A 21,489-nucleotide genomic window follows, 5' to 3' on the forward strand; every position below is an offset into this window, starting at 1 on the left:
GCCGTACGGTGGGCTTGTCTCTCTCCCCCCGGCAGCCCGGGCAGCCCGGGCGAAGGAGGAGTCCCGGTGAACCGCTACCCGCCGATCGCCGATCACGGCATGGTCGGCGATCTTCAGACCGCCGCGTTGGTGTCCTCCGAGGGATCGGTCGACTGGTGGTGTACGCCGCGCTTCGACTCGCCCAGCGTGTTCGCGTCCCTCCTGGACAGCGAGCGGGGCGGCTACTGCCGGCTCGCCGCGGATCTCCCCGGCGGGGACGACGGCGCGGGCACGGTCCGTCAGCTGTATCTGTCCGACACCGCGGTCCTGGTCACCCGGTTCATGGCTCCCGGCGGCGTCGGCGAGGTCGCCGACTTCATGACACCGCTCCAGGGCGCGGCGCCGACCGACCGGCACCGGCTGATCAGGCTCGCGCGGGTGGTGCGGGGCGCGCTGCCGTTCACGCTCGTCTGCCGCCCGCGGTTCGACTACGGGCGTGCGCCGCACACGCTCGCCCGAACCGGCGACCGCTCGGCGGTCTTCCGGGGCCCCGGCACGGATCTGCATCTCCAGGCCTCCGAACAGATCGCTTTGCAGAACGACCGCGGTGACGAGAGCGGCGGCGACATCACGGCCCGCTTCACCCTCCGGGCGGGCGAGATCGCCGCCGTCGTCCTCACCAGCGTCTCCAGCGGCGGGCCCGCCCCGACCCCGCTGTCGTCGAGCGCCATCCGTGACGAGCTGGAGGCCTGCCGCGCCTTCTGGCTCGGGTGGCTGCGCTCCTGCACCTACCGGGGACGCTGGCGGGACATCGTCAACCGCTCGGCGATCACCCTGAAGCTGCTCACCTACGACCCGACCGGGGCATCGATCGCCGCGGCCACCGCGGGGCTGCCCGAGCAGATCGGCGGTGAGCGCAACTGGGACTACCGGTACACCTGGATCCGCGACGCCTCCCTGTCGGCGCGGATCCTGGTCGACCTGGGCTTCGTCCGGGAGGCTCAGGTCTTCCGCGGCTGGCTGCGCGAGCGCATCGGGACCGCGGGCACCGCCTCGGGCGAGCCGCTTCAGATCATGTACCGGGTCGACGGCGACCCCCGCCTCACCGAGGAGACCCTCGGGCACCTCGAGGGCTACCGGGGATCGGCCCCGGTCCGGATCGGCAACGCGGCCGCGGACCAGATCCAGCTCGACATCTACGGCGAGGCGGCCGACACCCTGGCCCGGGCCGGCGACATCGGGGGCCTGCGAGGCTGGCGGGCGTTCTCGTCCATGCTGGACTGGCTCGCCGACGCCTGGGACCGGCCCGATGAAGGGATCTGGGAGACCCGGGGCGGCCGCCAGGACTTCACGTACAGCCGGCTGATGGCCTGGGTCGCCTTCGACCGCGGCATCCGGCTGGCCGCCGAGTACTCCCGCCCCGCCGACACCGCCCGCTGGACACGCGCCCGCGACGCGGTCTTCCACCAGATCGTCGAACGCGGCTGGAGTGCGAAGCGGGAGGCGTTCGTCCAGCACTACAACACCGACGTACTGGACGCATCGCTGCTGCTGATGCCCCGAGTCGGCTTCCTCTCCCCGCGCGACCCCGCATGGCTGACCACTCTCGACGCCATGGACCAGGAACTGGTCAGCGACAGCCTCGTCTACCGCTACAACCCCGAGGCCTCCCCCGACGGGCTGCGCGGCTCCGAGGGCACCTTCAACCTGTGCAGCTTCCTCTACGTCGAGGCGCTCGCCCGGACCGGCCGGCTGACCCAGGCCCGCTACGCCTTCGACAAGATGCTCACCTACGCCAACCACGTCGGTCTGTTCGCCGAGGAGATCGGCCCCTCGGGTGAGCAGCTGGGCAACTTCCCCCAGGCCTTCACGCATCTCGCCCTGGTCGCCGCGGCCATGGCGCTCGACAAACAGCTCGACCAGGCCGAATCCCGGCCGCCGATGACCACCGCACCCATGTGATACGCGATGACCGAAGCAGCAGCCCCGGCCCCGGAACGCCCGCACAGCGCACTGCGAGGGGTACTGGTGCCGCTCGCCCTCGCCCAGTTCATCTGTAGCTTCGCCGGCTCCAACATGAACGTCATGATCAACGACATCAGCAGGGACCTGAACACCAGCGTGCAGGGCGTACAGGTCGCCATCACGGTCTTCCTGCTGGTCATGGCCGCCCTGATGATCCCCGGCGGAAAGCTGACCGACCGCTACGGCCGCAAGCGGTGCTTCCTGGCCGGGCTGATCGTGTACGGCGTCGGCGCGCTGCTGAGCGCGGCCTCCCCCGCCCTGGGCGTGCTCATCCTGGGCAACTCGATCCTGGAAGGCGTCGGCACGGCCCTGCTCATCCCGCCCGTCTACATCCTCACCACGCTCTACTTCACCGAGGTGACCTCACGCGCCCGTGCGTTCGGCGTCATCATGGCGCTGGGCGGCATCGGCGCCGCCGCCGGGCCGCTGATCGGCGGGCTCATCACCTCGACGCTCGGCTGGCGGGCCGCGTTTGTGTTCCAGGCCCTGGTGATCGCGCTCATCGTGCTGCTCAGCCGCCGCGTCCGGGATCCGCTGCCACCGGATCCCACGAGCCCCTTCGACACGCGCGGGGCAGTGCTCTCGGCGGTCGGCCTGGTGCTCCTCGTCATGGGCATCCTGGCCGCCGACAACAACCTCTGGCTGATGCTCGGCCTGCTCGTGCTCGGCGCGCTCGTGCTGGTGTGGTTCTTCCGGTGGGTGCGCGCCAAGGAACGGGCCGGCGAAGAGCCTCTGCTGTCCATGAGCCTGTTCCGCGACCGCACCTCCAACCTCGGCCTCGTCACCCAGAACGTCCAGTGGCTGATGCTCATGGGGACGTCCTTCGTGGTGGCGGCGTACCTCCAGGTCGTACGCGGCTACGACGCGATCCAGACCGGCGTCATCTTCACCGCGGCCACCCTCGGCCTGCTCGCGTCGTCGCTGGCCGCCGAACGCCTGGCGAAGCGACGCGCCCAGCGGACCCTGATCGTGACGGGCTTCGGCGCCACGATCGCCGGCATCGTCATCCTCCTCGCCCTGGTCGGCGGCTCCCCGAGCCCCTGGGCCCTCGCGCCCGGGCTCCTCGTGATCGGACTGGGCCTCGGGCTGATGCTGACCCCCTCGGTCAACATCGTCCAGTCGAGCTTCCCCGAGGAGCAGCAGGGCGAGATCTCGGGCCTCTCACGCAGCGTGTCCAACCTCGGATCCTCGCTCGGCACGGCCATCGCCGGCACGATCCTCGTCGCCAACCTCACCACCCACGCCTACGCGGCCGCGATGAGCACACTCGCGGTCATCGGCGTCCTCGGCCTCACCGCCGCGACCCGCCTTCCCCGGCAGCCGAGTGCCTGAACTGGGCAACGCGGCCGCCGGAGAAACCTCGGCTATGACTCGGCGGCTCCGTGCCCGGCAGATGGGCGCCAGTGCCCGACGTATCCCTCCCGGAGGGGACCGCCCAGCAGCTCCAGCACGCCGCGGGCCGCGGTGGTCAGCGGTGCCGGGTCGGCGCGCTCGGCAACGGCGAGGTGCCCACGGAGCAACTCCCGGCCGAGGACCGGATCGGCCGCGGTCAGGCGCCGGGGCAGCCACTTGCCGGCCCCGTTCCAGGCGCGGCGATGAGCGATCAGGAGATGTGCGGCTTCGTTCAGCGTCCGGTCGGCGATGGCCAGTTGCTCATGGCGGTCACTGCCGAGACCGGTCTCGGCCAAGTCGTCCAGAAGGTCGGTGAGCAGGAAGCGGCCGAGCTCGCTCTCGTTCGGGGTAAGGGGTTCGGGCCCGGCAGCGAGCAGGGCCTGGGCCTCGGCACGCCAGGTTTCGACATGGCCATCCGGGTCGTGCAGCAAGACGGACTCGGCGTAGATGAAGAGCGCGGTCGCCCGGCGGCTGGCCCTGGCTGCCGCGAACACCTCCCCCAAGTCGGCACGGGTGTGCAGGAACACCTCGGCGAGGCGGCCTTCGTGACGGAGCACTTCTCGGCGGCTGATGCCGTCGTCAGGGAGAAGGACAGCGATGTCGAGGTCGCTGCCAGGGGTGGCCCGACCGGAGGCGCTGGACCCGCCGAGCGCGGCACCGAGCGCGTCCGGGTAGCGGGCCAAGACCAGTCTCCGGGCTTCTCGGGCGTACTCAGCGACCGCGCCGGAACCGGTCGTCTCCGGGAAGGTTGTGGGGTCAGGCTGTGACTGGGCATCCATGGCTGCCATCGTTCCAAGCCGACGGGCGAATGTGGGCGTGGAGGTCAATGAGATGGTGCTCGATGCCGCTTCCTCCATCCTGGAGTACGACTTCGACGCGTGACCGGGGGGGTTCGGCGCTCATGTCTCCCGGACCAGGCCGCCGAAGAAGACCTGGGTCTCGGTGAGCCTTCCGTCCCGCACGGTGATCAGCTCGACATTGCGATAGCGTCCGCCGGTCTTCAGTTCGTACTCGTAGAGGAGGAAGACGTCGTCGCCCCCGGCTGGGACCGCTTCCAGGACCTTCTGGTACCGGAGGCGATCGACCGTGGGGAAGCAGCGTTCGAAGAACGCGGCCTTGTCGATGTGGTCGTCCTGCGGGCTCGTGAAGACGAAGTCCTCGGCGATCAGCCGGTCCGCGGTTTCACGGTCCTGTGCGAGATAGCTCTCCATACATGCGCGGACGACATCGACGTTCGCCATAGCTGGTCCTCCTTCCGGGCCGGGTCTGTCTCCTGGCCTCCATATGGGCAGACCGATCCCGTCGCCGGAACTCATCGGTGATGGCCGTCGGCGCGTGAATCACGCGGGTGGGATGCGATGACCCGATCGCCCCACGGGACGGGCGCGCCGACCCGGAGTCGGAGCAGCTCAGTTCAGGGCGGCGAGCAGGCCCACGTGGAAGGGGCTGAGGTCCGCTGTGCGGTCGGTCAGGACCTTGGTGAGCCAGTCGGGGTCGCCGAGCAGGGCGCGGCCGACCGCGGCGAGGTCGAACTCGTCGCGCTCCATCCGGTCGAGCAGTTCTCCGATGCCCGTGACCTCGCCCTGTCGGCCCTGGATCACATCGGTGAACTCGTTGTCGAGGCCGATCGCGCCGACGGAGATCGAAGGCTTGCCCGTGAGCTTCTTCGTCCAGCCTGCGAGGTTGAGGTCGGACCCTTCGAACTCGGGCTGGTGGAAGCGGCGGGTGGAGCAGTGGAAGGCGTCGGCTCCGGCGTCCGCCAGCGGGGCGAGCAGGGCTTCGAGTTCCTGCGGCGAGCGGGCGAGCCTGGCGTCGTAGGCGCCCATCTTCCACTGTGAGAAACGGAGGGTGATCGGGAAACCCGACGAGACCGCCCGGCGGACCGCGGCGATGACTTCGGCGGCGAAACGGGAGCGGGCGACGAGGTTCCCGCCGTAGGCATCGGTACGCCGGTTGGTCCGCTCCCAGAGGAACTGGTCGATGAGATAGCCATGGCCCGCGTGTATCTCCACGCCGTCGAACCCGATCCGCTCGGCGGCTTCGGCAGCCGTGGCATAGGCCGCGACAACATCGTCGATGTCCGTCCGGGTCATCGCCCGGCCGGACTCCGTACCGTCGACGGCGATGCCGGAGGGGCCCATGGGCGGGGCGGCGGGCACGGGCGGGGTGCCGGGTTTGCGGTCCATACCCACATGCCACAGCTGGGACATGATTTTCCCGCCGGCGCTGTGCACCGCGTCCGTCACCCCGGCCCAGCCCGCCAGGGCCTGTTCTCCGTGGATACGGGGGACGCGGTCGCTGCTGCCCGCCGATTCATGGCCGATGTACGTCCCCTCGGTGATGATCAGGCCCACCCCGCCCGCGGCCCGCCGGGCGTAGTACGCCGCCACATCCCCGCCCGGTATGCCGCCGGGCGAGAACTCACGGGTCATCGGCGCCATCACGATCCGGTTGGGGAGGGTGAGGTCGCCCACGGTGAAGGGACGCAGCAGGACATCCTTGGCGCGTGCCGCGGAGGTGCTGGACATGGCTGGTCTGCTTTCTCTGTCGGGGCGGTGTGACAAGGTCTCAGTCCGTCGCCGTCGTCGGGATCCGGGCGCGGTCCGTCTCTTCCGCCGGATCGGACGGCTTGGCGGCCACGTTTCCCCCGACGAACCAGGCGAGGGCGAAAGCGGCCGCGGCGAGGACGGCCGTGCCGATGAGGACGCCGTGCAGTCCGCCGATGAACGCCTCCTGGACGGCGTGGCGCACCTGGGCGGGCATCCTGTCGACCGAGGCCGGGGTCACCTCGCCCGTGGAGGTGAGCCTTTCGGCGGTGCGGTGGCCGAGCCGGTCGGCCAGTTCGGCCGTCATCCGGCCGATGTGTACGGCGCCGAGGGCGGCGACGCCGAGTGAGCCGCCGATCGTACGCAGCAGGGTGACGGTGCCGGTGGCGGCGCCCATGTCGCGCGGCGGGGCGGTGTTCATCGTGGTGAGCAGCGTGCTCTGCATCAGCATGCCGACGCCGGCGCCGAACACCAGGGGGAGGGCCGAGGCGGCGAACACCGGGGTGCCGGTGTCGAGCAGGAGCAGCAGGAACACGCCGGTGACGGTGAGGGCGGCGCCGGTGATCGGCACCACGCGTTCCAGACCGCCCCGGTCCATCAGCCGGCCGGTGATGAGCTGCGCCGCCAGCATGCCCATCATCAGGGGCAGGCCCTGCATGCCGCTGACGGTGGAGGAGGAGCCCTGCACGAACTGCATGTACTGGGGCAGGTAGTTCGCCACCGTGATCAGCGCGGCGCCGACCAGGAAGCTGAGGACCTGGGCGAGGGCGAAGTCACGGCTGCGGAACAGCCGCAGCGGGATGACGGGCTCCGTCGCGCGCCGTTCCACCCGGAGGAACGCCGCGAGGGCCGCGGCGGCCACCGCGCCGAGCAGCACGATCTGCGGTGAGGCCCAGCCGTAGCGGGTGCCGCCCCAGCCGGCCAGCAGGGTGAGGGACAGGATGGCGGCGGTCAGCAGGGCCGTACCGGGGTAGTCGATCCGTCCGCCGGCGCGCGCTTGTGGCAGCCGTACGCCCTTGCCGACGGCGAGCAGCGCGGCGATACCGAAGGGCACGTTGACGTAGAAGACCCAGCGCCAGTCCAGGACGTCGGTGATGAATCCGCCGAGCAGCGGCCCGCCGACGAAGGCGACGGGCAGCATCACGCCGATCATCGACTGGACGCGGCCGCGTTCCTGAGCGGGGATCAGTACGCCGATGACGGACATCGCACCGACCATGAGACCGCCGGCCCCGAGGCCCTGGGCGGCGCGGAAGGCGATGAGTTGTCCCATGTTCTGCGCGAGCCCGCACAGGACGGTGCCGATCAGGAAGAGCACCACGGACCAGAGGTAGGCGCCTTTGCGGCCGTAGAGGTCGCCGAGTTTGCCCCAGATCGGGGTGGTCGCGGCCAGGGTGAGCAGGTAGGACGTGACGGCCCAGGAGAAGTGGTCGAGGCCGCCCAGGTCGCCGACGATGGTCGGCAGTGCGACGCCGACGATCTGCCCGTCGAGTGTGGCGAGGAAGATGCCGAGCATCAGGCCGAAGATGCCCAGGTAGGGAGGGTTCCGCCGGGCGGGAGGGGGCGTGTCCCCCGGGTCGCCGGTCGTGGCGTCGCCGGTCATGGCCGCGCTCCCCCGCCTCAGCCGGTATACGGGCGGGCGGCGCGGGCGTCCCGCAGCGCCAGCCCCCACCAGGCCAGCTGGTCGAGCAGGGACTTGGCCGCGGCGTCGCACTCCGGGTCCAGGGGCTTGCCGTCCGCGTCGAACTTGTCGCCGTAGTTGTGGAAGCTGACGGTGTTGCGGATGGTCACCGCGTGCAGTTCGGCGAGGACGCCCCGCAGGTGTTCGACGGCGCGCAGGCCGCCGGAGATGCCGCCGTAGGAGACGAAAGCGACCGGCTTGGCGTGCCACTGCGGGTTGTGCCAGTCGATCGCGTTCTTCAGGGCCGCCGGGTAGCTGTGGTTGTACTCCGGGGTGACGATGACGAACGCGTCGGCCGCCGCCAGGCGCGGAGCGACGGCGCCGAGCAGCGCCACATCCTCCTCCGACGGCTGCTGCCCGAACGCCGGCATGACGGTCGGCACCGGGGTCTCGACCAGGTCGACAAGGTCGGCCTCCATGTCCTCGCGCTGGGCGATGTGGCCGGCCGTCCACTCGGCCACCACGGGCCCGAAGCGGCCGTCCCGGGTGCTGCCGACGAGGACCGCCACCCGCAGGGGGCCGTCGTTGAGGTCGTTCATGGAGAGGCTCCGTTCGATGTGTACAACGTATCCGTCGAGATACAACGTACGCATGACTGTGTACGTTGTCCACTCATGAATACTCTGTACACTGGGCGGTCCTGAAAGGAGCTCACCCCATGCCCCCTCGGAAAAAGCCGGAGCGGTCCGAGCGGCCGGAGCCCGCCTTCCTGTGGGAGCGGCTGGACCGCCCGGCCCCCGCCCCGCGCTCCACGCTCACCCCCCGGCGTATCGCCCAGGCCGCGGTGGCGATCGCCGACGCGGAAGGCCTCGACGCCGTCACCATGCGCCGCCTCGCGACCGATCTGGGGGTCGCCCCGATGGCCGCGTACCGCTATGTGTCGGGCAAGGACGAGCTCCTCGAGCTGATGGTCGACCATGTCTACGGCGAGATGACGCCGCCCGAGGGCGCCAAGGACTGGCGGCAGGCCGCGCGGGCGCTCGCCCAGCGCACCAGGGCGGTGCTCCTCCAGCACCCCTGGGTGGCCCGCGCGGCGGTGTTCACGCTGACCCCGAACCAAGTGGCCGTGGTCGAAAGCGCCCTCGCCTCGCTCGCCGAGCTCGATCTGGACGTCGACACGATGATGGCGGTCTGCCGCGCCGTGGACTCCTATGTGAAAGGCGCCGTGGACCGGGAGATCGGCCTCGCGGAGCTGATGCAGGAGCAGGGGTGGTCCAGCGCCGACGAGACGCGCATCGCCCTCGCCCCGCGCATGAGCTGGCTGATGAACACCGGCCGGTACCCGACATACGCCCGCTACATCAACGAGGCGACCCGCAAGGACGACGCGCAGTGGCAGTTCGAGATCGGGCTCGACGCCGTCCTCGACGGGATCGCGGCCCGCTTGGGGATCTGAGCCATGAGCGCGCGGAGGCGGAGTCCGGCCGGCCGCCCCGCCCTTGGCGCAACGTACAACTGGTACCACGTGCAACGCTTCGGCGCCTGTCGTCGTCTCTTCAAACGGGCACATGACGTGGCCCGGTCATGACTGGACGGGGGTCGGAACGGTGACATACGAGGGCGGCAACGAGGACGGACAGCCGGCGAACCAGCGGCCACCCGTACCGCCGAGACCCCCGACCCCGCCCGCCGCCGGGCCACAGCCCACGCTGCCCGCCTATCCGCAGCAGCAGCCCGGCGGGCCCGGGGGTGCCCCCGGGGCCGCCCCGGGCCCGCCGTGGCCGACTCCCCCGCCGCCCCCGCGGCGCGGCGGGGGCAGGGTCACGGCCATCCTCGCCATCGTCGTGCTGCTGCTGGCAGGCGGCATCGCGGTCGCGCTGTTCGAGCACGACCGCTCCGGCGACCCGGCGGCGAAGAAGTCATCGCGTCCGGCCCACGCCCTGCGGCAGAAGTGGGAGACTCGGCTGCCCGACGCGCACGTCCGCGGCACCCTCAGCGGACTGCCCGCCCTCTGGACCACCTCGCGCGGCCCCGTCTACGCCGACGACAACGGCGTACGCGCCTTCGACCCCGAAACCGGCAGGACGCTGTGGACGGTGCGAACGCCGAAGGGGGCGAGCGAGGTCTGTGCCATAGCCCCGCGCCCGAACTCCGACGGTGTCGGCGCCGCCGTCTATGACGCCGGCGGCGATGACTGCGCGTACCTCGTCGTCTTCGACACGGACACCGGACGGACCCTGTGGTCCAAGAACCTGGCGCGCGACAGCAAATCCCTCACGCCGCATGTCGAGGTCGGCGAGGACGTGGTGGTCGCGGGGATCGGCCCGGTGTCGGCCTATGCCATCTCCGGGGGCGAGAAGAAGTGGACGCTGACGTCACGCGGCCGCGACTGCGGGACCGACATCGCGTGGTCCGCCGGCTATCTGGCCGCCTCCAGCAGTTGCAGCGACGTCACGCCGGAAAACCAGCTGAGCATCCTGGATCTACGGGACGGAGATGCCGACTCCTGGAAGTTCCCGAACGAGAAGCGGGACGTGGAGCTGGTGGTGGGGAACGACCCGCTGACGCTCATGCTCGCCGAGGAAGAAGACAGCAACGACACCAAGCGCTATCTCCAGACCTATACGAAGGACGGAAAGCCCGACAAGACCTTCCCGATGACGGGCAAGCGCAAGAACCTCCAGTTCGACCCCACGGCCACCGCCGTCGGGGACGACTCGGTACTGCTGTCCTCCTACGACAACACCTCGGGCCTGGGGGCCACCGACCTCAGGACCGGCACGGTGCTGTGGTCCAAGGCGGACACGATCCAGGTCGGCCTGGAGTCCGGCAAGGTGCTCGCCGTGAAGGCCCCCGAGCAGCCGGGGCAGGATCCGAACGTCGTCTCCATCGGGCTGCGGGACGGCAAGGAGGAGCCCCGGGGCCTGCTCCTCACCCCCCGGCACTCGCTGAGCCGCGTACAGAGCCTGACCGCCGGCGTGTGGGGAGGCACGCTCTACGTGGTCAACCAGGAGATCGACGACCCGAAGGGCGGGCGAGTGCTGCGCGCCTTCGACATCAGCGGGTGACACCCCCTACAGGCGCACCGGGTGCCCCGCCTCCCGCAGCGCCTCCTTGACCTGGCCGATGCGCAGGTCACCGAAGTGGAAGACCGAGGCGGCGAGGACCGCGTCCGCGCCGGCGTCGATCGCCGGGGAGAAGTCGGCGAGCCGGCCGGCGCCGCCGCTGGCGATGACGGGGACGGTGACGTGCTTGCGCACCCCCTCGATCATGGCGGTGTCATAGCCGTCCTTGGTGCCGTCGGCGTCCATCGAGTTCAGCAGGATCTCCCCCGCGCCCAGCTCGGCGGCGCGGTGGGCCCACTCGACGGCGTCGATGCCGGTGCCGCGGCGGCCGCCGTGGGTGGTGACCTCGTAGCCGGACGGGGTGACCGGTCCCCCGTCGGGAGTAGGCGCGCAGCGGCGGGCGTCGACGGACAGGACCAGGACCTGGCTGCCGAAGCGCTCGGCGATCTCCCGGATCAGCTCGGGGCGGGCGATGGCGGCCGTGTTGACGCCGACCTTGTCCGCGCCGGCCCGCAGCAGCTTGTCGACGTCGTCCACGGTGCGGACCCCGCCGCCCACGGTGAGCGGGATGAAGACCTGCTCGGCGGTGCGGCGCACCACGTCGTAGGTGGTCTCGCGGTTGCCCGAGGAGGCCGTGATGTCGAGGAAGGTCAGCTCGTCGGCGCCCTCCTCGCCGTAGATCTTGGCCATCTCGACGGGGTCGCCCGCGTCCCGCAGGTTCTGGAAGTTGACTCCCTTGACGACCCGGCCGTTGTCCACGTCCAGGCAGGGGATGACTCGGACCGCCAGGGTCATGACGCTCGGGCTCCTCGGAATGCTTCTACTTCGACTTCCACCAGGACACGCGAGTCGACGAAGCCGGACACCACGACCAGGGTCGCGGCGGGGCGTACGGCGTCGAAGAGCTCCTTGTGGGCGCGGCCCACCTCGTCCACATCGCGCGCGTGGGTGAGATACATACGGGTACGGATGACCGATTCGACGCCGAGGTCGAACTTCCGCAGCGCGTCCAGCGCGTTGCGGAAGGCCGCCAGCGTCTGTTCGTACGGATCGCCCTCGCCCTGGAGGACCCCGCCCACCAGCGGCATCGTCCCGGCGACCAGGACCCGGTCACCGGCCGCGACGGCCCGGGCGAAGCCGATGGTCTCTTCCCAGGGGCTGTCCGCCTGGACGCGCCGCACACTCTCGGCTGAGGTCATACGGATACCGCCTCCAACGCCTCTTCCAAGGTGAACGCCTTGGCGTAGAGGGCCTTGCCGACGATGGCGCCCTCCACACCCTCCGGTACCAGGGTCGCAAGGGCACGCAGATCGTCAAGGGAGGAAACGCCGCCGGAGGCGACGACCGGCTTGTCGGTCGCGGCGCAGACGTTCTTCAGCAGCTCCACGTTGGGGCCCTGGAGGGTGCCGTCCTTGGCGATGTCGGTGACGACGTAGCGGGCGCAGCCCTCGGCGTCCAGGCGGGCCAGGGTCTCGTACAGGTCGCCGCCGTCGCGGGTCCAGCCGCGGCCGCGCAGGGTGGTGCCGCGGACGTCGAGGCCGACGGCGATGCGGTCCCCGAACTCGGCGATGATCTTGGCGACCCACTCCGGGGACTCCAGCGCGGCGGTGCCGAGGTTGACGCGGGTGCAGCCGGTGGCGAGGGCCGCGGCGAGCGAGGCGTCGTCGCGGATGCCGCCGGAGAGCTCGACCTTGATGTCCATGGTGCGCACGACCTCGGCGATCCGCTCGCGGTTGTCGCCGGTGCCGAAGGCCGCGTCCAGGTCCACCAGGTGCAGCCACTCGGCGCCGGCCCGCTGCCAGGCGAGGGCGGCCTCCAGCGGGTCGCCGTAGGACGTCTCGGAGCCGGACTCGCCGTGGACCAGGCGTACGGCCTGGCCGTCGCGGACATCGACGGCGGGGAGGAGTTCGAGGCGGTGGGTGCTCATGGGAGACCTTACGGTGAGGTGCGGGCGGGTACGGGAAGGCCTGGCCAGGGCGGGGCGTGCCGCCGGTCAGAGCGTGTCGAGCCAGTTGCGCAGCAGCTGCGCTCCGGCGTCACCTGACTTCTCGGGGTGGAACTGGGTGGCCCACAGTGGTCCGTTCTCGACCGCGGCGACGAACGGCTCGCCGTGAGTGGCCCAGGTGACCTTGGGGGCGCGGATGTTCGGGTTGGTCACTTCGAGCTCCCAGGTGCGGACCGCGTAGGAGTGCACGAAGTAGAAGCGGGCGTCGTCGTCCAGGCCCGCGAAGAGCTGGGAGTCCTCGGGCGCCTCGACCGTGTTCCACCCCATGTGGGGGACGACGGGGGCCTTCAGCTGCTCGACGGTGCCGGGCCACTCGTCCAGGCCCTCGGCCTCGACGCCGTGCTCGATGCCGCGCCCGAAGAGGATCTGCATGCCCACGCAGATGCCCATGACCGGGCGCCCGCCGGACAGCCGGCGCCCCACGATCCAGTCGCCGCGGGCCTCGCGCAGCCCCTTCATACAGGCGGCGAAGGCGCCGACGCCGGGCACCAGGAGGCCGTCGGCGGCGGTGGCGCGGTCGTAGTCACGGGTGATCTCGACATCCGCGCCGACATGGGCGAGGGCCCGCTCGGCGGACCGTACGTTGCCGAAGCCGTAGTCGAAGACGACGACCTTCTTGGCGCCGGCCGTCAACTCCACACCTCCAGCCGAAGGATTCCGGCCGTGAGCGACATCGCCGCGCCGATGCCGAGCAGCACGATGACGCTCTTGGGCAGGCCCTGCTTGACGAAGGAGTAGACCCCGCCGAGCAGAAACAGACCGAGAACGATGAAGACAGTGGAAAGACCGCTCACAGGGCGCCCTTCGTGGAGGGGAGAATTCCGGCGGCCCGGGGGTCGCGCTCGCTCGCGTAGCGCAGCGCCCGCGCCAGCGCCTTGAACTGGCATTCGACGATGTGGTGGGCGTTCCGCCCGTACGGGACGTGGACGTGGAGGGCGATCTGCGCCTGCGCGACGAAGGACTCCAGGATGTGCCGGGTCATCGTCGTGTCATAGCTGCCGATCATCGGCGCCATGTTCTCCGGCTCGGTGTGCACCAGGTACGGGCGGCCCGAGAGGTCGACGGTCACCTGGGCCAGCGACTCGTCCAGCGGCACCGTGCAGTTGCCGAAGCGGTAGATCCCCACCTTGTCGCCGAGCGCCTGCTTGAAGGCGGCGCCGAGCGCGAGGGCGGTGTCCTCGATGGTGTGGTGGGAGTCGATGTGCAGGTCGCCCTCGGTCTTGACGGTGAGGTCGAAGAGACCGTGGCGGCCGAGCTGGTCGAGCATGTGGTCGTAGAAACCGACACCCGTCGATACATCGACCTTGCCGGAGCCGTCGAGGTCGATCTCGACGACGACCGAGGTTTCCTTGGTGGTGCGCTCCACACGGCCCACGCGGGTCATGCGCTTCTCTCCTTCATCAGCTCACGGACCGCGTCGAGGAACGCGTCGTTCTCGGCCGGGGTACCCGCGGTGACCCGCAGCCTGCCCGGCACTCCGTTGTCACGGACCAGAACCCCCCGGTCCAGCAGGGCCTGCCACGCCGTGTGGGCGTCCTCGAAGCGGCCGAACTGCACAAAGTTGGCGTCCGAATCGGTCACCTCGCAGCCGAGTGCGCGCAACTCGCTCACCAGCCGGTCCCGCTCGGCCTTGAGCGCCTCGACGTACCCGAGCAGGGTATCGGTGTGCTCGAGGGCGGCCAGCGCGGTGGCCTGGGTGACGGAGGACAGGTGGTAGGGCAGGCGGACCAGCTGGACGGCGTCCACCACCGCCGGGGTGGCGGCGAGATAGCCGAGGCGCAGCCCGGCAGCGCCGAAGGCCTTGGACATCGTTCGGGAGAGGACCAGCCGGGGCCGTCCCTCGATCAGCGGAAGCAGCGAGGGGCGGTGGCTGAACTCGCCGTACGCCTCGTCGATCACCACCAACGCCCCGGCCGCGTTCGCCCGCGCCGCCTGGGCCGCGTCGTGGAGGGCCAGGACGGTCTCGGCCTCGACGGCGGTGCCGGTCGGGTTGTTCGGCGAGGTGATGAAGACGACGTCGGGGCGGTGCTCGGCGATGGCCGCGCGGGCCGCGTCGACGTCGATGGTGAAGTCGGCGTTCCGCGGGCCGGAGATCCAGCGGGTGCCGGTGCCGCGTGAGATCAGCGCGTGCATCGAGTACGAGGGCTCGAAGCCGATGGCCGAACGCCCGGGCCCGCCGAAGGTCTGGAGCAGCTGCTGAAGCACCTCGTTGGAGCCGTTGGCGGCCCACAGGTTGGCCACGCCGACCTCGTGCCCGGCGGTGCGGGTCAGATACTTCGCCAGCTCGGTGCGCAGCTCGATCGCGTCCCGGTCCGGGTAGCGGTTGAGGTGGCGGGCCGCCTCGGTGACCCGCTCGGCGATCCGGGCCACCAGCGCCTCGGGCAGCGGGTACGGATTCTCGTTGGTGTTCAGGCGCACCGGCACATCCAGCTGGGGAGCGCCGTACGGGGACTTGCCGCGCAGCTCGTCCCTGATGGGGAGATCGTCGATCCCGGTCACTTGTCCCCTGGCACCTTCCAGTCGAACCTTGCCTTCACCGCGGCGCCGTGGGCGGGCAGATCCTCCGCCTCGGCGAGCGTCACCACATGGCCGGCCACTTCCGCCAGCGCCTCCCGCGTGTAGTCCACGACATGGATGCCGCGCAGGAAGGACTGCACCGAGAGCCCCGAGGAGTGACAGGCGCAGCCGCCGGTGGGCAGCACATGGTTGGACCCCGCCGCGTAGTCGCCGAGGCTGACCGGCGCGTACGGGCCGACGAAGATCGCTCCGGCGTTCCGCACCCGGGCCGCGACCGCCGCCGCGTCCCTCGTCTGGATCTCCAGGTGCTCGGCGGCGTAGGCGTCCACGACCGCGAGCCCCTCGTCGACGCCGTCGACCAGCACGATGCCGGACTGGCGCCCGGACAGCGCCGGGCGGATCCGGTCCTCGACGTGTTTGGTGGCGGCGACCTGCGCGTCCAGCTGCTTCTCGACCGCCGAGGCCAGCTCCTCGGAGTCGGTGACCAGCACCGAGGCGGCCAGCGGGTCGTGCTCGGCCTGGCTGATCAGGTCGGCGGCGACATGGACCGGGTCGGCGGTGGCGTCGGCGAGGATCGCGATCTCGGTGGGGCCGGCCTCGGCGTCGATGCCGATGCGCCCCTTGAGCAGCCGCTTGGCGGCGGCCACAAAGATGTTCCCCGGCCCGGTGACCATGGAGACCGGGCGGCACTCCTCGGTGCCGTACGCGAACATGGCGACCGCCTGGGCGCCGCCCGCCGCGTACACCTCGTCCACGCCGAGCAGCGCGCAGGCCGCCAGGATGGTGGGGTGCGGCAGCCCGCCGAAGTCACGCTGGGGCGGCGAGGAGACGGCCATCGAGCCGACCCCGGCCTCCTGCGCGGGCACCACGTTCATCACTACGGAGGACGGGTAGACGGACCGCCCGCCCGGCACATAGAGCCCCACCCGCTCGACCGGCACCCAGCGCTCGGTGACCGTGCCGCCCGGCACGACCTGCGTGGTGTGGTCGGCGCGCCGCTGCTCGCGGTGGACCAGCCGGGCCCGGCGGATGGACTCCTCCAGGGCCGCCCGCACGGCGGGGTCCAGCTCCTCAAGGGCGCTGGTCAGCGCCTCCTGGGGGACCCGCACCCGCTCGATCGTCACACCGTCGAACCGCCGCGCGTAGTCGATCAGCGCCGCGGTGCCGCGATGGCGCACGTCGTCGCAGATCGGCCGCACCTTCTCCAGGGCGGCCTCGACGTCGAGCTCGGCACGGGGCAACAGGTCGCGGTCGATCCCGCCCTCCGGGAAGGCGGCACCGCGCAGATCGATACGGGAGATCACGCGATCAATTGTCTCAGACCCGCACCGGCGGCCCGCCCCCCGTATCAGTGAGTGATACGTACCGTTCCTCGACAGTGAGCGGAGTGCCCCCCACACTGGCACGCCCCGAACGGTGCTGGGCGCTCCCCCAGCTACCGCTGGGAGGTGCCCCCTGGTCGTCCGCTTTCGCAACCGGGCGGCGACACGGATCCTGTCCGTGGTCCGATCCCGGAAGGGCGGAGTCCCTGACGACCTGGCCATGTGGATACAGCCAGAGGCGACGGGGAGGCCCTGAACCATCTCTCTGGTGGAGCAGGGGCCCCGCACGCTGGCACCGCACCCGGCGTCCCAGATCGCACAGCCAAGCTACCCCTGCCTGCCCCGAAGAGCACAAGCCCACAAGCAGCACATCACACGATCGAGCTAAGCCGATTCCATACTCCCCCACCCGAGTGAACATGTGCCGCCCCCTACAGTTTGGCTCTGACCGCAAGCGTTCAAGCGGTTACTCAGCGGGAATGGGGATCCGTACGGGGGTACGGAGAACAGGAGGGGACACGGCTGTGACCGAGCCACGCGACGGCGATCCACCCCCGGGGCTCGACCTGACCACCGCGGAGTGGGGCATGTGGCAGGCGTTCCGCAACGGCAGCACCCACGATCTGCGCACCGCCCACCCCCAGCGCAACGACCCCTCCGGCCCCTACGCCTGGGGACCCGAGCGCAGTGTGCGCGCCCGGGTCGTCGCCCTCCTGCTGCTCGACGGCCCTCCCCCGCAGCCGGGCCGGGTGGCCGCGCTCAAGCTCAACGGGGTGCACATCACGGGCCAGCTGGACCTGGCCGGCGGCTCCATCGAGCCGTATGTGGAGATGAAGAACTGCCGCTTCGAGCAGGAGGTGCTGCTCCCCGAATCCCACTTCACCACCCTCCGCCTGGTCGGCTGCGCCCTGCCGCGGCTGGAGGCGGCCCGGCTGCGCACCGAGGGCGATCTGCATCTGCCGCGGTGCATCGTGGAGCACGGCATCCGGCTCACCGACGCCCATATAGGCACGGATCTGCTGCTCAACCAGTTAGTGGTGCGCCGGGACCGCCGGGGCCAGTCGATCACCGCGGACGGGCTGACCGTAGGCCAGGATCTCCAGGCCGAGATGATCGAGTCACACGGCGAGCTGAGCATGCGCGGCGCGCAGATCGGCGTGTCGCTCAGCCTGCGCGGCGCCCAGCTGCGCAATCCGTACGGCCGCCGGGCGCTGAACGCCCCGCAGCTGACCGTCGAGCGCAGCCTCTACCTGACCGCCGCCGGGGTGAGCAGCTACGGCAGCTCCACCCCGCCGTACGGCACCAGCAACACGCCGACGCGCGGGACGCGCATCCAGCGCTTCGAGTGCGAGGGCGGCATGCGCCTGGACGACGGGCGGTTCAACGACGCGGTCGACTTCGACCAGGCCCGCTTCATCATGGAGAACGACCAGGAGCTGTCGCTGCGCCGCATCCAGACGCCGGAGCTGCGGTTCGTCGGGGAGCGGCCGCAGCGCGGGCGGGTGATCCTCTCCGGCGCGCGGGTGGTCAACCTGGTCGACAAGTCGGTCAGCTGGCCGGGCCCCGGCGGGCTGGCCATGGCTGGCTTCTCCTACGAGTGTCTGATCCCGGTCGGCCACTTCCCGCTCTCCCGGCGGCTGGAGTGGGTGGCGGCCGCGACCCCGGAGTTCTCCCGGGGGCCGTACGAGACGCTCGCCACGGCCATGCGTACCAGCGGCGAGGACGCGGAGGCGCGCGAGGTGCTGCTCGCCAAGGAGCGGCGGCGGCGCGAGACGCTGCCGCCGGCCGGAAAACTCTGGGGATATCTCCAGGACTGGACCGTGGCCTACGGCTACCGCCCCGGCCGGGCGGCGGTGTGGATGGCGGTGCTGTGGGCGATCGGCTCGGTGTTCTTCGCCCACAACCGGCCGGATCCCATCAAGCCGGGCGAGTCGCCGAACTGGAACGCCTCGCTGTACACCCTCGACCTGCTGCTTCCGGTGATCGACCTGGGCCAGGACGGCTACTGGAAACCCGACGGCGCGGTGCAGTGGGCGGCCATCGTGATGGTCATGCTCGGCTGGATACTGGCCACCACGGTCGCCGCCGGCGCGTCCCGGCTGCTGCGCCGCCAGTGATCGGAGCGCGCGGGGCCATTAGGCTTAACGCCCGTGACCTCCGCGCGCCTTCCGCTCTTCCCGCTGAACACGGTGCTGTTCCCGGGGCTCGTCATGCCCCTGAACGTCTTCGAGCAGCGGTATCGCGCCATGATGCGCGATCTGTTGGCGCTCCCCGAGGACGCGCCGCGCCGCTTCGGCGTCATCGCCATCCGGGACGGCCGCGAGGTCGCGGCCACCGCGATCGGCCTCCCGGACCCCACCGCCGAGCCCGAGCGCGGCGCGGCGGCCGGGTTCGGGCCCGACCCCATGAAGTCCTTCCACGCCGTCGGCTGTATCGCGGACGCGGCCACCATCCGGAAGCAGAAGGACGGCACCTTCGAGGTGCTCGCCACCGGCACCACCCGCTTCGAGCTGCGCTCGGTCGACTCCTCCGGCCCGTATCTGACGGCCGAGGTCGACGAGCTCGACGAGAAGCCGGGGGACGGCGCCGGGGCGCTGGCCTCGGGGGTCGTACGCGCCTTCCGCACCTACCAGAAGCGGCTCGCGGGGGCCCGCGAGCGCACCCTGGCCGCCCAGCAGGAGCTGCCGGGCGAGCCGTCCGTGCTCTCGTACCTGGTCGCGGCCGCCGCCGTGCTCGACACGCCCGCCAAGCAGCGGCTGCTCCAGGCTCCCGACACCGCCACCCGGCTGGCCGAGGAGCTGAAAATGCTGCGCGCGGAGAGCGCGGTCATCGGTAAGCTCCCGTCGCTGCCGGCGGTCGATCTGACCCGCCACCCCACCAGCCCCAACTGAGCACACCACCGGATATGGCCAAGAAGAAGTCCTCCGCCGGTACCCCGGCCACCACCGCCCTGACCGCGGCGGGCACCGACTTCACGGTGCACGCCTACGAGCACGACCCGGCGGCCCCCTCGTACGGCGAGGAGGCCGCGCAGGCCCTGGGCGTGGATCCCGCCCGGGTCTTCAAGACCCTGATCGCGAACGTCGACGGCGGACTCACCGTCGCGGTGGTGCCCGTCTCCGCCACGCTCGACCTCAAGGCCCTGGCGGCGGCGGTGGGCGGCAAGCGCGCGGCGATGGCCGACCCGGCGGCGGCCGAGCGCACCACGGGCTATGTGCTGGGCGGGATCTCCCCGCTCGGCCAGCGCAAGCGCCTGCCCACGGCAGTGGACGCGTCGGCGGCCACGTACGAGACGATCTGCGTCTCCGCGGGCCGCCGCGGGCTGGAGGTCGAGCTGTCGCCGGAGGATCTCGCCGCGCTCACGGACGCGGTGCTGGCGCCGATCGCGCGCTTCGACGCCCGGCACGCGCCGCCCGTGGTCTGAGACGCCGGACGGCACTCGCGTCAGGACGCGGGCGCCGTGCGCTTCACGTCCGCGGCGGTGGCCTCGACGCAGAACTTCTGCCACTTCGGGCTGCCGTCGGAGTCGTCGGGCTCGGCGCAGGCCTGGAGCCTGAAGTTCCCTTCGGCCGGGACCATCGAGGTGTGGTTGTCGTTCCCGGTGGCGATGACGTCCCGGGCCGGTTTGCCGCCCTCGGGCGTGATGACGACCTGGTCGCCCACCTCGCCGCTGGTGATCTTGGCCCAGGCCGCCGCACAGTCCGGGCTGTACTTGAGCTGGAGGACCACTGGCTGATCCTTTTGGCGCAGCACCTGGGCGTCGTCGTCGCAACCGGCCTCGGCGGGCTTCAGCATCCGGCACCGCTCGCCCCTGCACTCCTCGGCCTTACCGCCGGTCGGGCCGGCCGCCGAGGACGGTCGCGCCTGATCGTCGCCCCCGCTGTCGCTCTCGAACAGCCCGGACACCACAGCCGCGGCCATCGCGGCGACCACCGCGACGACCGTGGCACCCACGAGTGTCTGCGGTCCATGGCTGCTGATCCAGGATCCGATCCGCCGTAAACGGCTCCGCGCGCCTCCGCTGCCGCCGGGCGCCGGGTCCGGGGCGGGGTCCGGGGCCGGATCCGGTCCCGGGGCCGCCGGTGACTCGTCACGTCCCGGGGACGGAGAGGTGGACGCTCCACCGTTGTCCGATCCCATGGCCACCTCCCAGAGGGGTTCCACTACGCCAGACTGAATCACCCGAAGTATCCCAGCGATGACCGACAGTGAACAGAGCGCCTGTGCGCCACCGTCCCCGTCAGCCAGGTCTCAGCGGTGGTTCGTCGGCCACGGTCAGTGCCCGCACCACATGCCCGTCACGGATCTCCACATCCAGCTCGGCGCCGACCCCGAGCGGGGTCCGTACGGCGAGCGCCGCCCCGGTCAGCCGCCCGCTCTGCCGCGTCCACTCCAGCCCGACCAGCACATCGGCGGCCAGTGCGCCGGGGTCGGGGCCGCTCGGCTGCGGTGGGCGCCACACGGGCGCCGGGCGCCCCCAGGGCTCGCTCACCCCCTCGATCCGGCTGAGATAGGCGCGCCTCGACCAGGCGGGCGAGGCGAGGTGGGCCAGGGCCGACCGGGCCGCCGCCGGGGTCTCCAGCACCACCTCGGCCCGGCCTTCCGCCAGCGCCGTCTCCAGCAGCGTCTCCGGCACGGCCCGGGGCCCGGCGCCGGTCGGGCCGACCTTCAGCACGACCCCCGCCCGCCGGTCGTCCGCCGGGGTCGCGAGCCGGCCGGAGGGCCGGCCGGCGTCCGGCGGGGCCGGGTCCGCCCCCGCCGCCAGGCGGCGTACCGCGGCGACGAGCGCCGTGAGGTCTTCGCAGGAGGTGACGGCGCCGGTCGGGCCGGTCACCAGCCAGCCCCCGCTCCCCGCCGTCACCCGCACCCCGGGCCGGGCGCCCGCGCGCAGCGCCGCGGCGGCCACGGCCCGACGGGCCGCGAGCCCGCTGGTCCACGGCCGCGCCCAGTCGAACGCGCCGCGCTCTCCGCACGCCCCGCACATCCCGCGTCTCCTTCCTCCCGACCGCGCCGACCG

General features: G+C 71.4%; 22 protein-coding genes. 7 read left to right on the forward strand and 15 right to left on the reverse strand.

All coding sequences use genetic code 11. The features are described 5' to 3' along the window. The first annotated feature begins 66 nt into the window (after positions 1-66). The gene (locus ACZ4WQ_RS01395; protein WP_398370195.1) at positions 67-1,941 is read left to right on the forward strand and encodes a glycoside hydrolase family 15 protein; all 1,875 of its coding nucleotides are present in this window, start codon (positions 67-69) and stop codon (positions 1,939-1,941) included. Between the two features lie 6 nt (positions 1,942-1,947). Then, the gene (locus ACZ4WQ_RS01400; RefSeq protein WP_398370193.1) at positions 1,948-3,336 is read left to right on the forward strand and encodes an MFS transporter; all 1,389 of its coding nucleotides are present in this window, start codon (positions 1,948-1,950) and stop codon (positions 3,334-3,336) included. A 32-nt stretch (positions 3,337-3,368) separates the two neighbouring features. On the opposite strand, the gene ACZ4WQ_RS01405 is transcribed toward ACZ4WQ_RS01400, so the two are convergent. The 5 genes from ACZ4WQ_RS01405 to ACZ4WQ_RS01425 all read right to left on the reverse strand — a co-directional run bounded on the left by ACZ4WQ_RS01405 (position 3,369) and on the right by ACZ4WQ_RS01425 (position 8,162). Then, positions 3,369-4,175 (reverse strand): nucleotidyltransferase domain-containing protein, encoded by an 807-nt coding sequence (locus ACZ4WQ_RS01405; RefSeq protein ID WP_398370191.1) that lies wholly within the window; start codon positions 4,173-4,175, stop codon positions 3,369-3,371. Positions 4,176-4,295: 120 nt separating this feature from the next. After that, entirely contained in the window at positions 4,296-4,637 is a 342-nt protein-coding gene (locus ACZ4WQ_RS01410) for a nuclear transport factor 2 family protein (protein ID WP_311724793.1), read from the reverse strand. Positions 4,638-4,805: 168 nt separating this feature from the next. Next, on the reverse strand, positions 4,806-5,924 hold the full coding sequence (locus ACZ4WQ_RS01415; RefSeq protein WP_398370189.1) for an NADH:flavin oxidoreductase: 1,119 nt from the start codon (positions 5,922-5,924) through the stop codon (positions 4,806-4,808). Between the two features lie 40 nt (positions 5,925-5,964). Next, positions 5,965-7,545: an MDR family MFS transporter gene (locus tag ACZ4WQ_RS01420; RefSeq protein WP_398370187.1), complete on the reverse strand. Its 1,581-nt coding sequence runs from the start codon at positions 7,543-7,545 to the stop codon at positions 5,965-5,967. A 17-nt stretch (positions 7,546-7,562) separates the two neighbouring features. Beyond that, entirely contained in the window at positions 7,563-8,162 is a 600-nt protein-coding gene (locus ACZ4WQ_RS01425) for an NADPH-dependent FMN reductase (protein WP_385339275.1), read from the reverse strand. Between the two features lie 119 nt (positions 8,163-8,281). On the opposite strand from ACZ4WQ_RS01425, the gene ACZ4WQ_RS01430 reads away from it, so the two are divergent. Together ACZ4WQ_RS01430 and ACZ4WQ_RS01435 are read left to right on the forward strand one after the other, a co-directional pair. Further along, a complete protein-coding gene (locus ACZ4WQ_RS01430; protein WP_398370184.1) occupies positions 8,282-9,019 on the forward strand; it encodes a TetR/AcrR family transcriptional regulator in 738 nt (245 codons plus the stop codon). Between the two features lie 112 nt (positions 9,020-9,131). Beyond that, on the forward strand, positions 9,132-10,631 hold the full coding sequence (locus ACZ4WQ_RS01435; protein ID WP_398370182.1) for an outer membrane protein assembly factor BamB family protein: 1,500 nt from the start codon (positions 9,132-9,134) through the stop codon (positions 10,629-10,631). 6 nt (positions 10,632-10,637) lie between these two features. On the opposite strand, the gene hisF is transcribed toward ACZ4WQ_RS01435, so the two are convergent. The 8 genes from hisF to hisD all read right to left on the reverse strand — a co-directional run bounded on the left by hisF (position 10,638) and on the right by hisD (position 16,454). After that, positions 10,638-11,423: an imidazole glycerol phosphate synthase subunit HisF gene (hisF, locus tag ACZ4WQ_RS01440; protein ID WP_398370180.1), complete on the reverse strand. Its 786-nt coding sequence runs from the start codon at positions 11,421-11,423 to the stop codon at positions 10,638-10,640. After that, positions 11,420-11,827 carry a RidA family protein gene (locus ACZ4WQ_RS01445; RefSeq protein ID WP_352131010.1) on the reverse strand — a complete coding sequence of 136 codons (408 nt, stop codon included), beginning with the start codon at positions 11,825-11,827 and terminating at the stop codon, positions 11,420-11,422. Before ACZ4WQ_RS01445 ends, hisF begins: the two co-directional genes overlap by 4 nt. Then, positions 11,824-12,555 carry a bifunctional 1-(5-phosphoribosyl)-5-((5-phosphoribosylamino)methylideneamino)imidazole-4-carboxamide isomerase/phosphoribosylanthranilate isomerase PriA gene (gene priA / locus ACZ4WQ_RS01450; RefSeq protein WP_311724785.1) on the reverse strand — a complete coding sequence of 244 codons (732 nt, stop codon included), beginning with the start codon at positions 12,553-12,555 and terminating at the stop codon, positions 11,824-11,826. The genes ACZ4WQ_RS01445 and priA overlap by 4 nt, the downstream gene beginning before the upstream one ends. 66 nt (positions 12,556-12,621) lie before the next feature. Then, the gene (gene hisH, locus ACZ4WQ_RS01455) at positions 12,622-13,266 is read right to left on the reverse strand and encodes an imidazole glycerol phosphate synthase subunit HisH (protein ID WP_311725047.1); all 645 of its coding nucleotides are present in this window, start codon (positions 13,264-13,266) and stop codon (positions 12,622-12,624) included. Next, complete coding sequence (locus ACZ4WQ_RS01460; protein ID WP_311724784.1) at positions 13,263-13,427, reverse strand: hypothetical protein; 165 nt, start codon at positions 13,425-13,427, stop codon at positions 13,263-13,265. The genes hisH and ACZ4WQ_RS01460 overlap by 4 nt, the downstream gene beginning before the upstream one ends. Beyond that, positions 13,424-14,017: an imidazoleglycerol-phosphate dehydratase HisB gene (gene hisB / locus ACZ4WQ_RS01465; protein ID WP_358848625.1), complete on the reverse strand. Its 594-nt coding sequence runs from the start codon at positions 14,015-14,017 to the stop codon at positions 13,424-13,426. The genes ACZ4WQ_RS01460 and hisB overlap by 4 nt, the downstream gene beginning before the upstream one ends. Then, a complete protein-coding gene (locus ACZ4WQ_RS01470; protein ID WP_468021908.1) occupies positions 14,014-15,132 on the reverse strand; it encodes a histidinol-phosphate transaminase in 1,119 nt (372 codons plus the stop codon). The genes hisB and ACZ4WQ_RS01470 overlap by 4 nt, the downstream gene beginning before the upstream one ends. Next, a complete protein-coding gene (hisD, locus tag ACZ4WQ_RS01475) occupies positions 15,129-16,454 on the reverse strand; it encodes a histidinol dehydrogenase (RefSeq protein WP_311724780.1) in 1,326 nt (441 codons plus the stop codon). Before hisD ends, ACZ4WQ_RS01470 begins: the two co-directional genes overlap by 4 nt. Positions 16,455-16,996: 542 nt before the next feature. Here hisD and ACZ4WQ_RS01480 point away from each other — a divergent pair. From ACZ4WQ_RS01480 to ybaK, 3 genes are read left to right on the forward strand one after another with little or no spacing between them, the layout of a single operon-like run. Continuing rightward, positions 16,997-18,589, forward strand: a complete 1,593-nt coding sequence (locus ACZ4WQ_RS01480) for an oxidoreductase (RefSeq protein ID WP_311724779.1) — start codon at positions 16,997-16,999, stop codon at positions 18,587-18,589. A gap of 33 nt (positions 18,590-18,622) precedes the next feature. Then, entirely contained in the window at positions 18,623-19,363 is a 741-nt protein-coding gene (locus ACZ4WQ_RS01485; protein WP_468021909.1) for an LON peptidase substrate-binding domain-containing protein, read from the forward strand. A 14-nt stretch (positions 19,364-19,377) separates the two neighbouring features. After that, positions 19,378-19,896, forward strand: a complete 519-nt coding sequence (gene ybaK, locus ACZ4WQ_RS01490; RefSeq protein WP_468021910.1) for a Cys-tRNA(Pro) deacylase — start codon at positions 19,378-19,380, stop codon at positions 19,894-19,896. Positions 19,897-19,916: 20 nt separating this feature from the next. Here the strand turns inward: ybaK and ACZ4WQ_RS01495 are convergent, their stop codons facing one another. Beyond that, entirely contained in the window at positions 19,917-20,426 is a 510-nt protein-coding gene (locus ACZ4WQ_RS01495) for a DUF2690 domain-containing protein (protein WP_311724776.1), read from the reverse strand. A gap of 286 nt (positions 20,427-20,712) precedes the next feature. Then, complete coding sequence (locus tag ACZ4WQ_RS01500) at positions 20,713-21,456, reverse strand: hypothetical protein (protein ID WP_385351025.1); 744 nt, start codon at positions 21,454-21,456, stop codon at positions 20,713-20,715. Between the last annotated feature and the right edge of the window lie 33 nt (positions 21,457-21,489).

The organism is Streptomyces sp. NPDC028305 (genome assembly GCF_055569495.1).

Coding starts and splice junctions, on each gene's coding strand:
- ACZ4WQ_RS01400 (WP_398370193.1), top strand. CDS start 1,948: ATGACCGAAGCAGCAGCCCCGGCCCCGGAACGCCCGCACAGCGCACTG.
- ACZ4WQ_RS01405 (WP_398370191.1), bottom strand. CDS start 4,175: ATGGATGCCCAGTCACAGCCTGACCCCACAACCTTCCCGGAGACGACC.
- ACZ4WQ_RS01410 (WP_311724793.1), bottom strand. CDS start 4,637: ATGGCGAACGTCGATGTCGTCCGCGCATGTATGGAGAGCTATCTCGCA.
- ACZ4WQ_RS01415 (WP_398370189.1), bottom strand. CDS start 5,924: ATGTCCAGCACCTCCGCGGCACGCGCCAAGGATGTCCTGCTGCGTCCC.
- ACZ4WQ_RS01420 (WP_398370187.1), bottom strand. CDS start 7,545: ATGACCGGCGACGCCACGACCGGCGACCCGGGGGACACGCCCCCTCCC.
- ACZ4WQ_RS01425 (WP_385339275.1), bottom strand. CDS start 8,162: ATGAACGACCTCAACGACGGCCCCCTGCGGGTGGCGGTCCTCGTCGGC.
- ACZ4WQ_RS01430 (WP_398370184.1), top strand. CDS start 8,282: ATGCCCCCTCGGAAAAAGCCGGAGCGGTCCGAGCGGCCGGAGCCCGCC.
- ACZ4WQ_RS01435 (WP_398370182.1), top strand. CDS start 9,132: ATGACGTGGCCCGGTCATGACTGGACGGGGGTCGGAACGGTGACATAC.
- hisF (WP_398370180.1), bottom strand. CDS start 11,423: ATGACCCTGGCGGTCCGAGTCATCCCCTGCCTGGACGTGGACAACGGC.
- ACZ4WQ_RS01445 (WP_352131010.1), bottom strand. CDS start 11,827: ATGACCTCAGCCGAGAGTGTGCGGCGCGTCCAGGCGGACAGCCCCTGG.
- priA (WP_311724785.1), bottom strand. CDS start 12,555: ATGAGCACCCACCGCCTCGAACTCCTCCCCGCCGTCGATGTCCGCGAC.
- hisB (WP_358848625.1), bottom strand. CDS start 14,017: ATGACCCGCGTGGGCCGTGTGGAGCGCACCACCAAGGAAACCTCGGTC.
- ybaK (WP_468021910.1), top strand. CDS start 19,378: ATGGCCAAGAAGAAGTCCTCCGCCGGTACCCCGGCCACCACCGCCCTG.
- ACZ4WQ_RS01500 (WP_385351025.1), bottom strand. CDS start 21,456: ATGTGCGGGGCGTGCGGAGAGCGCGGCGCGTTCGACTGGGCGCGGCCG.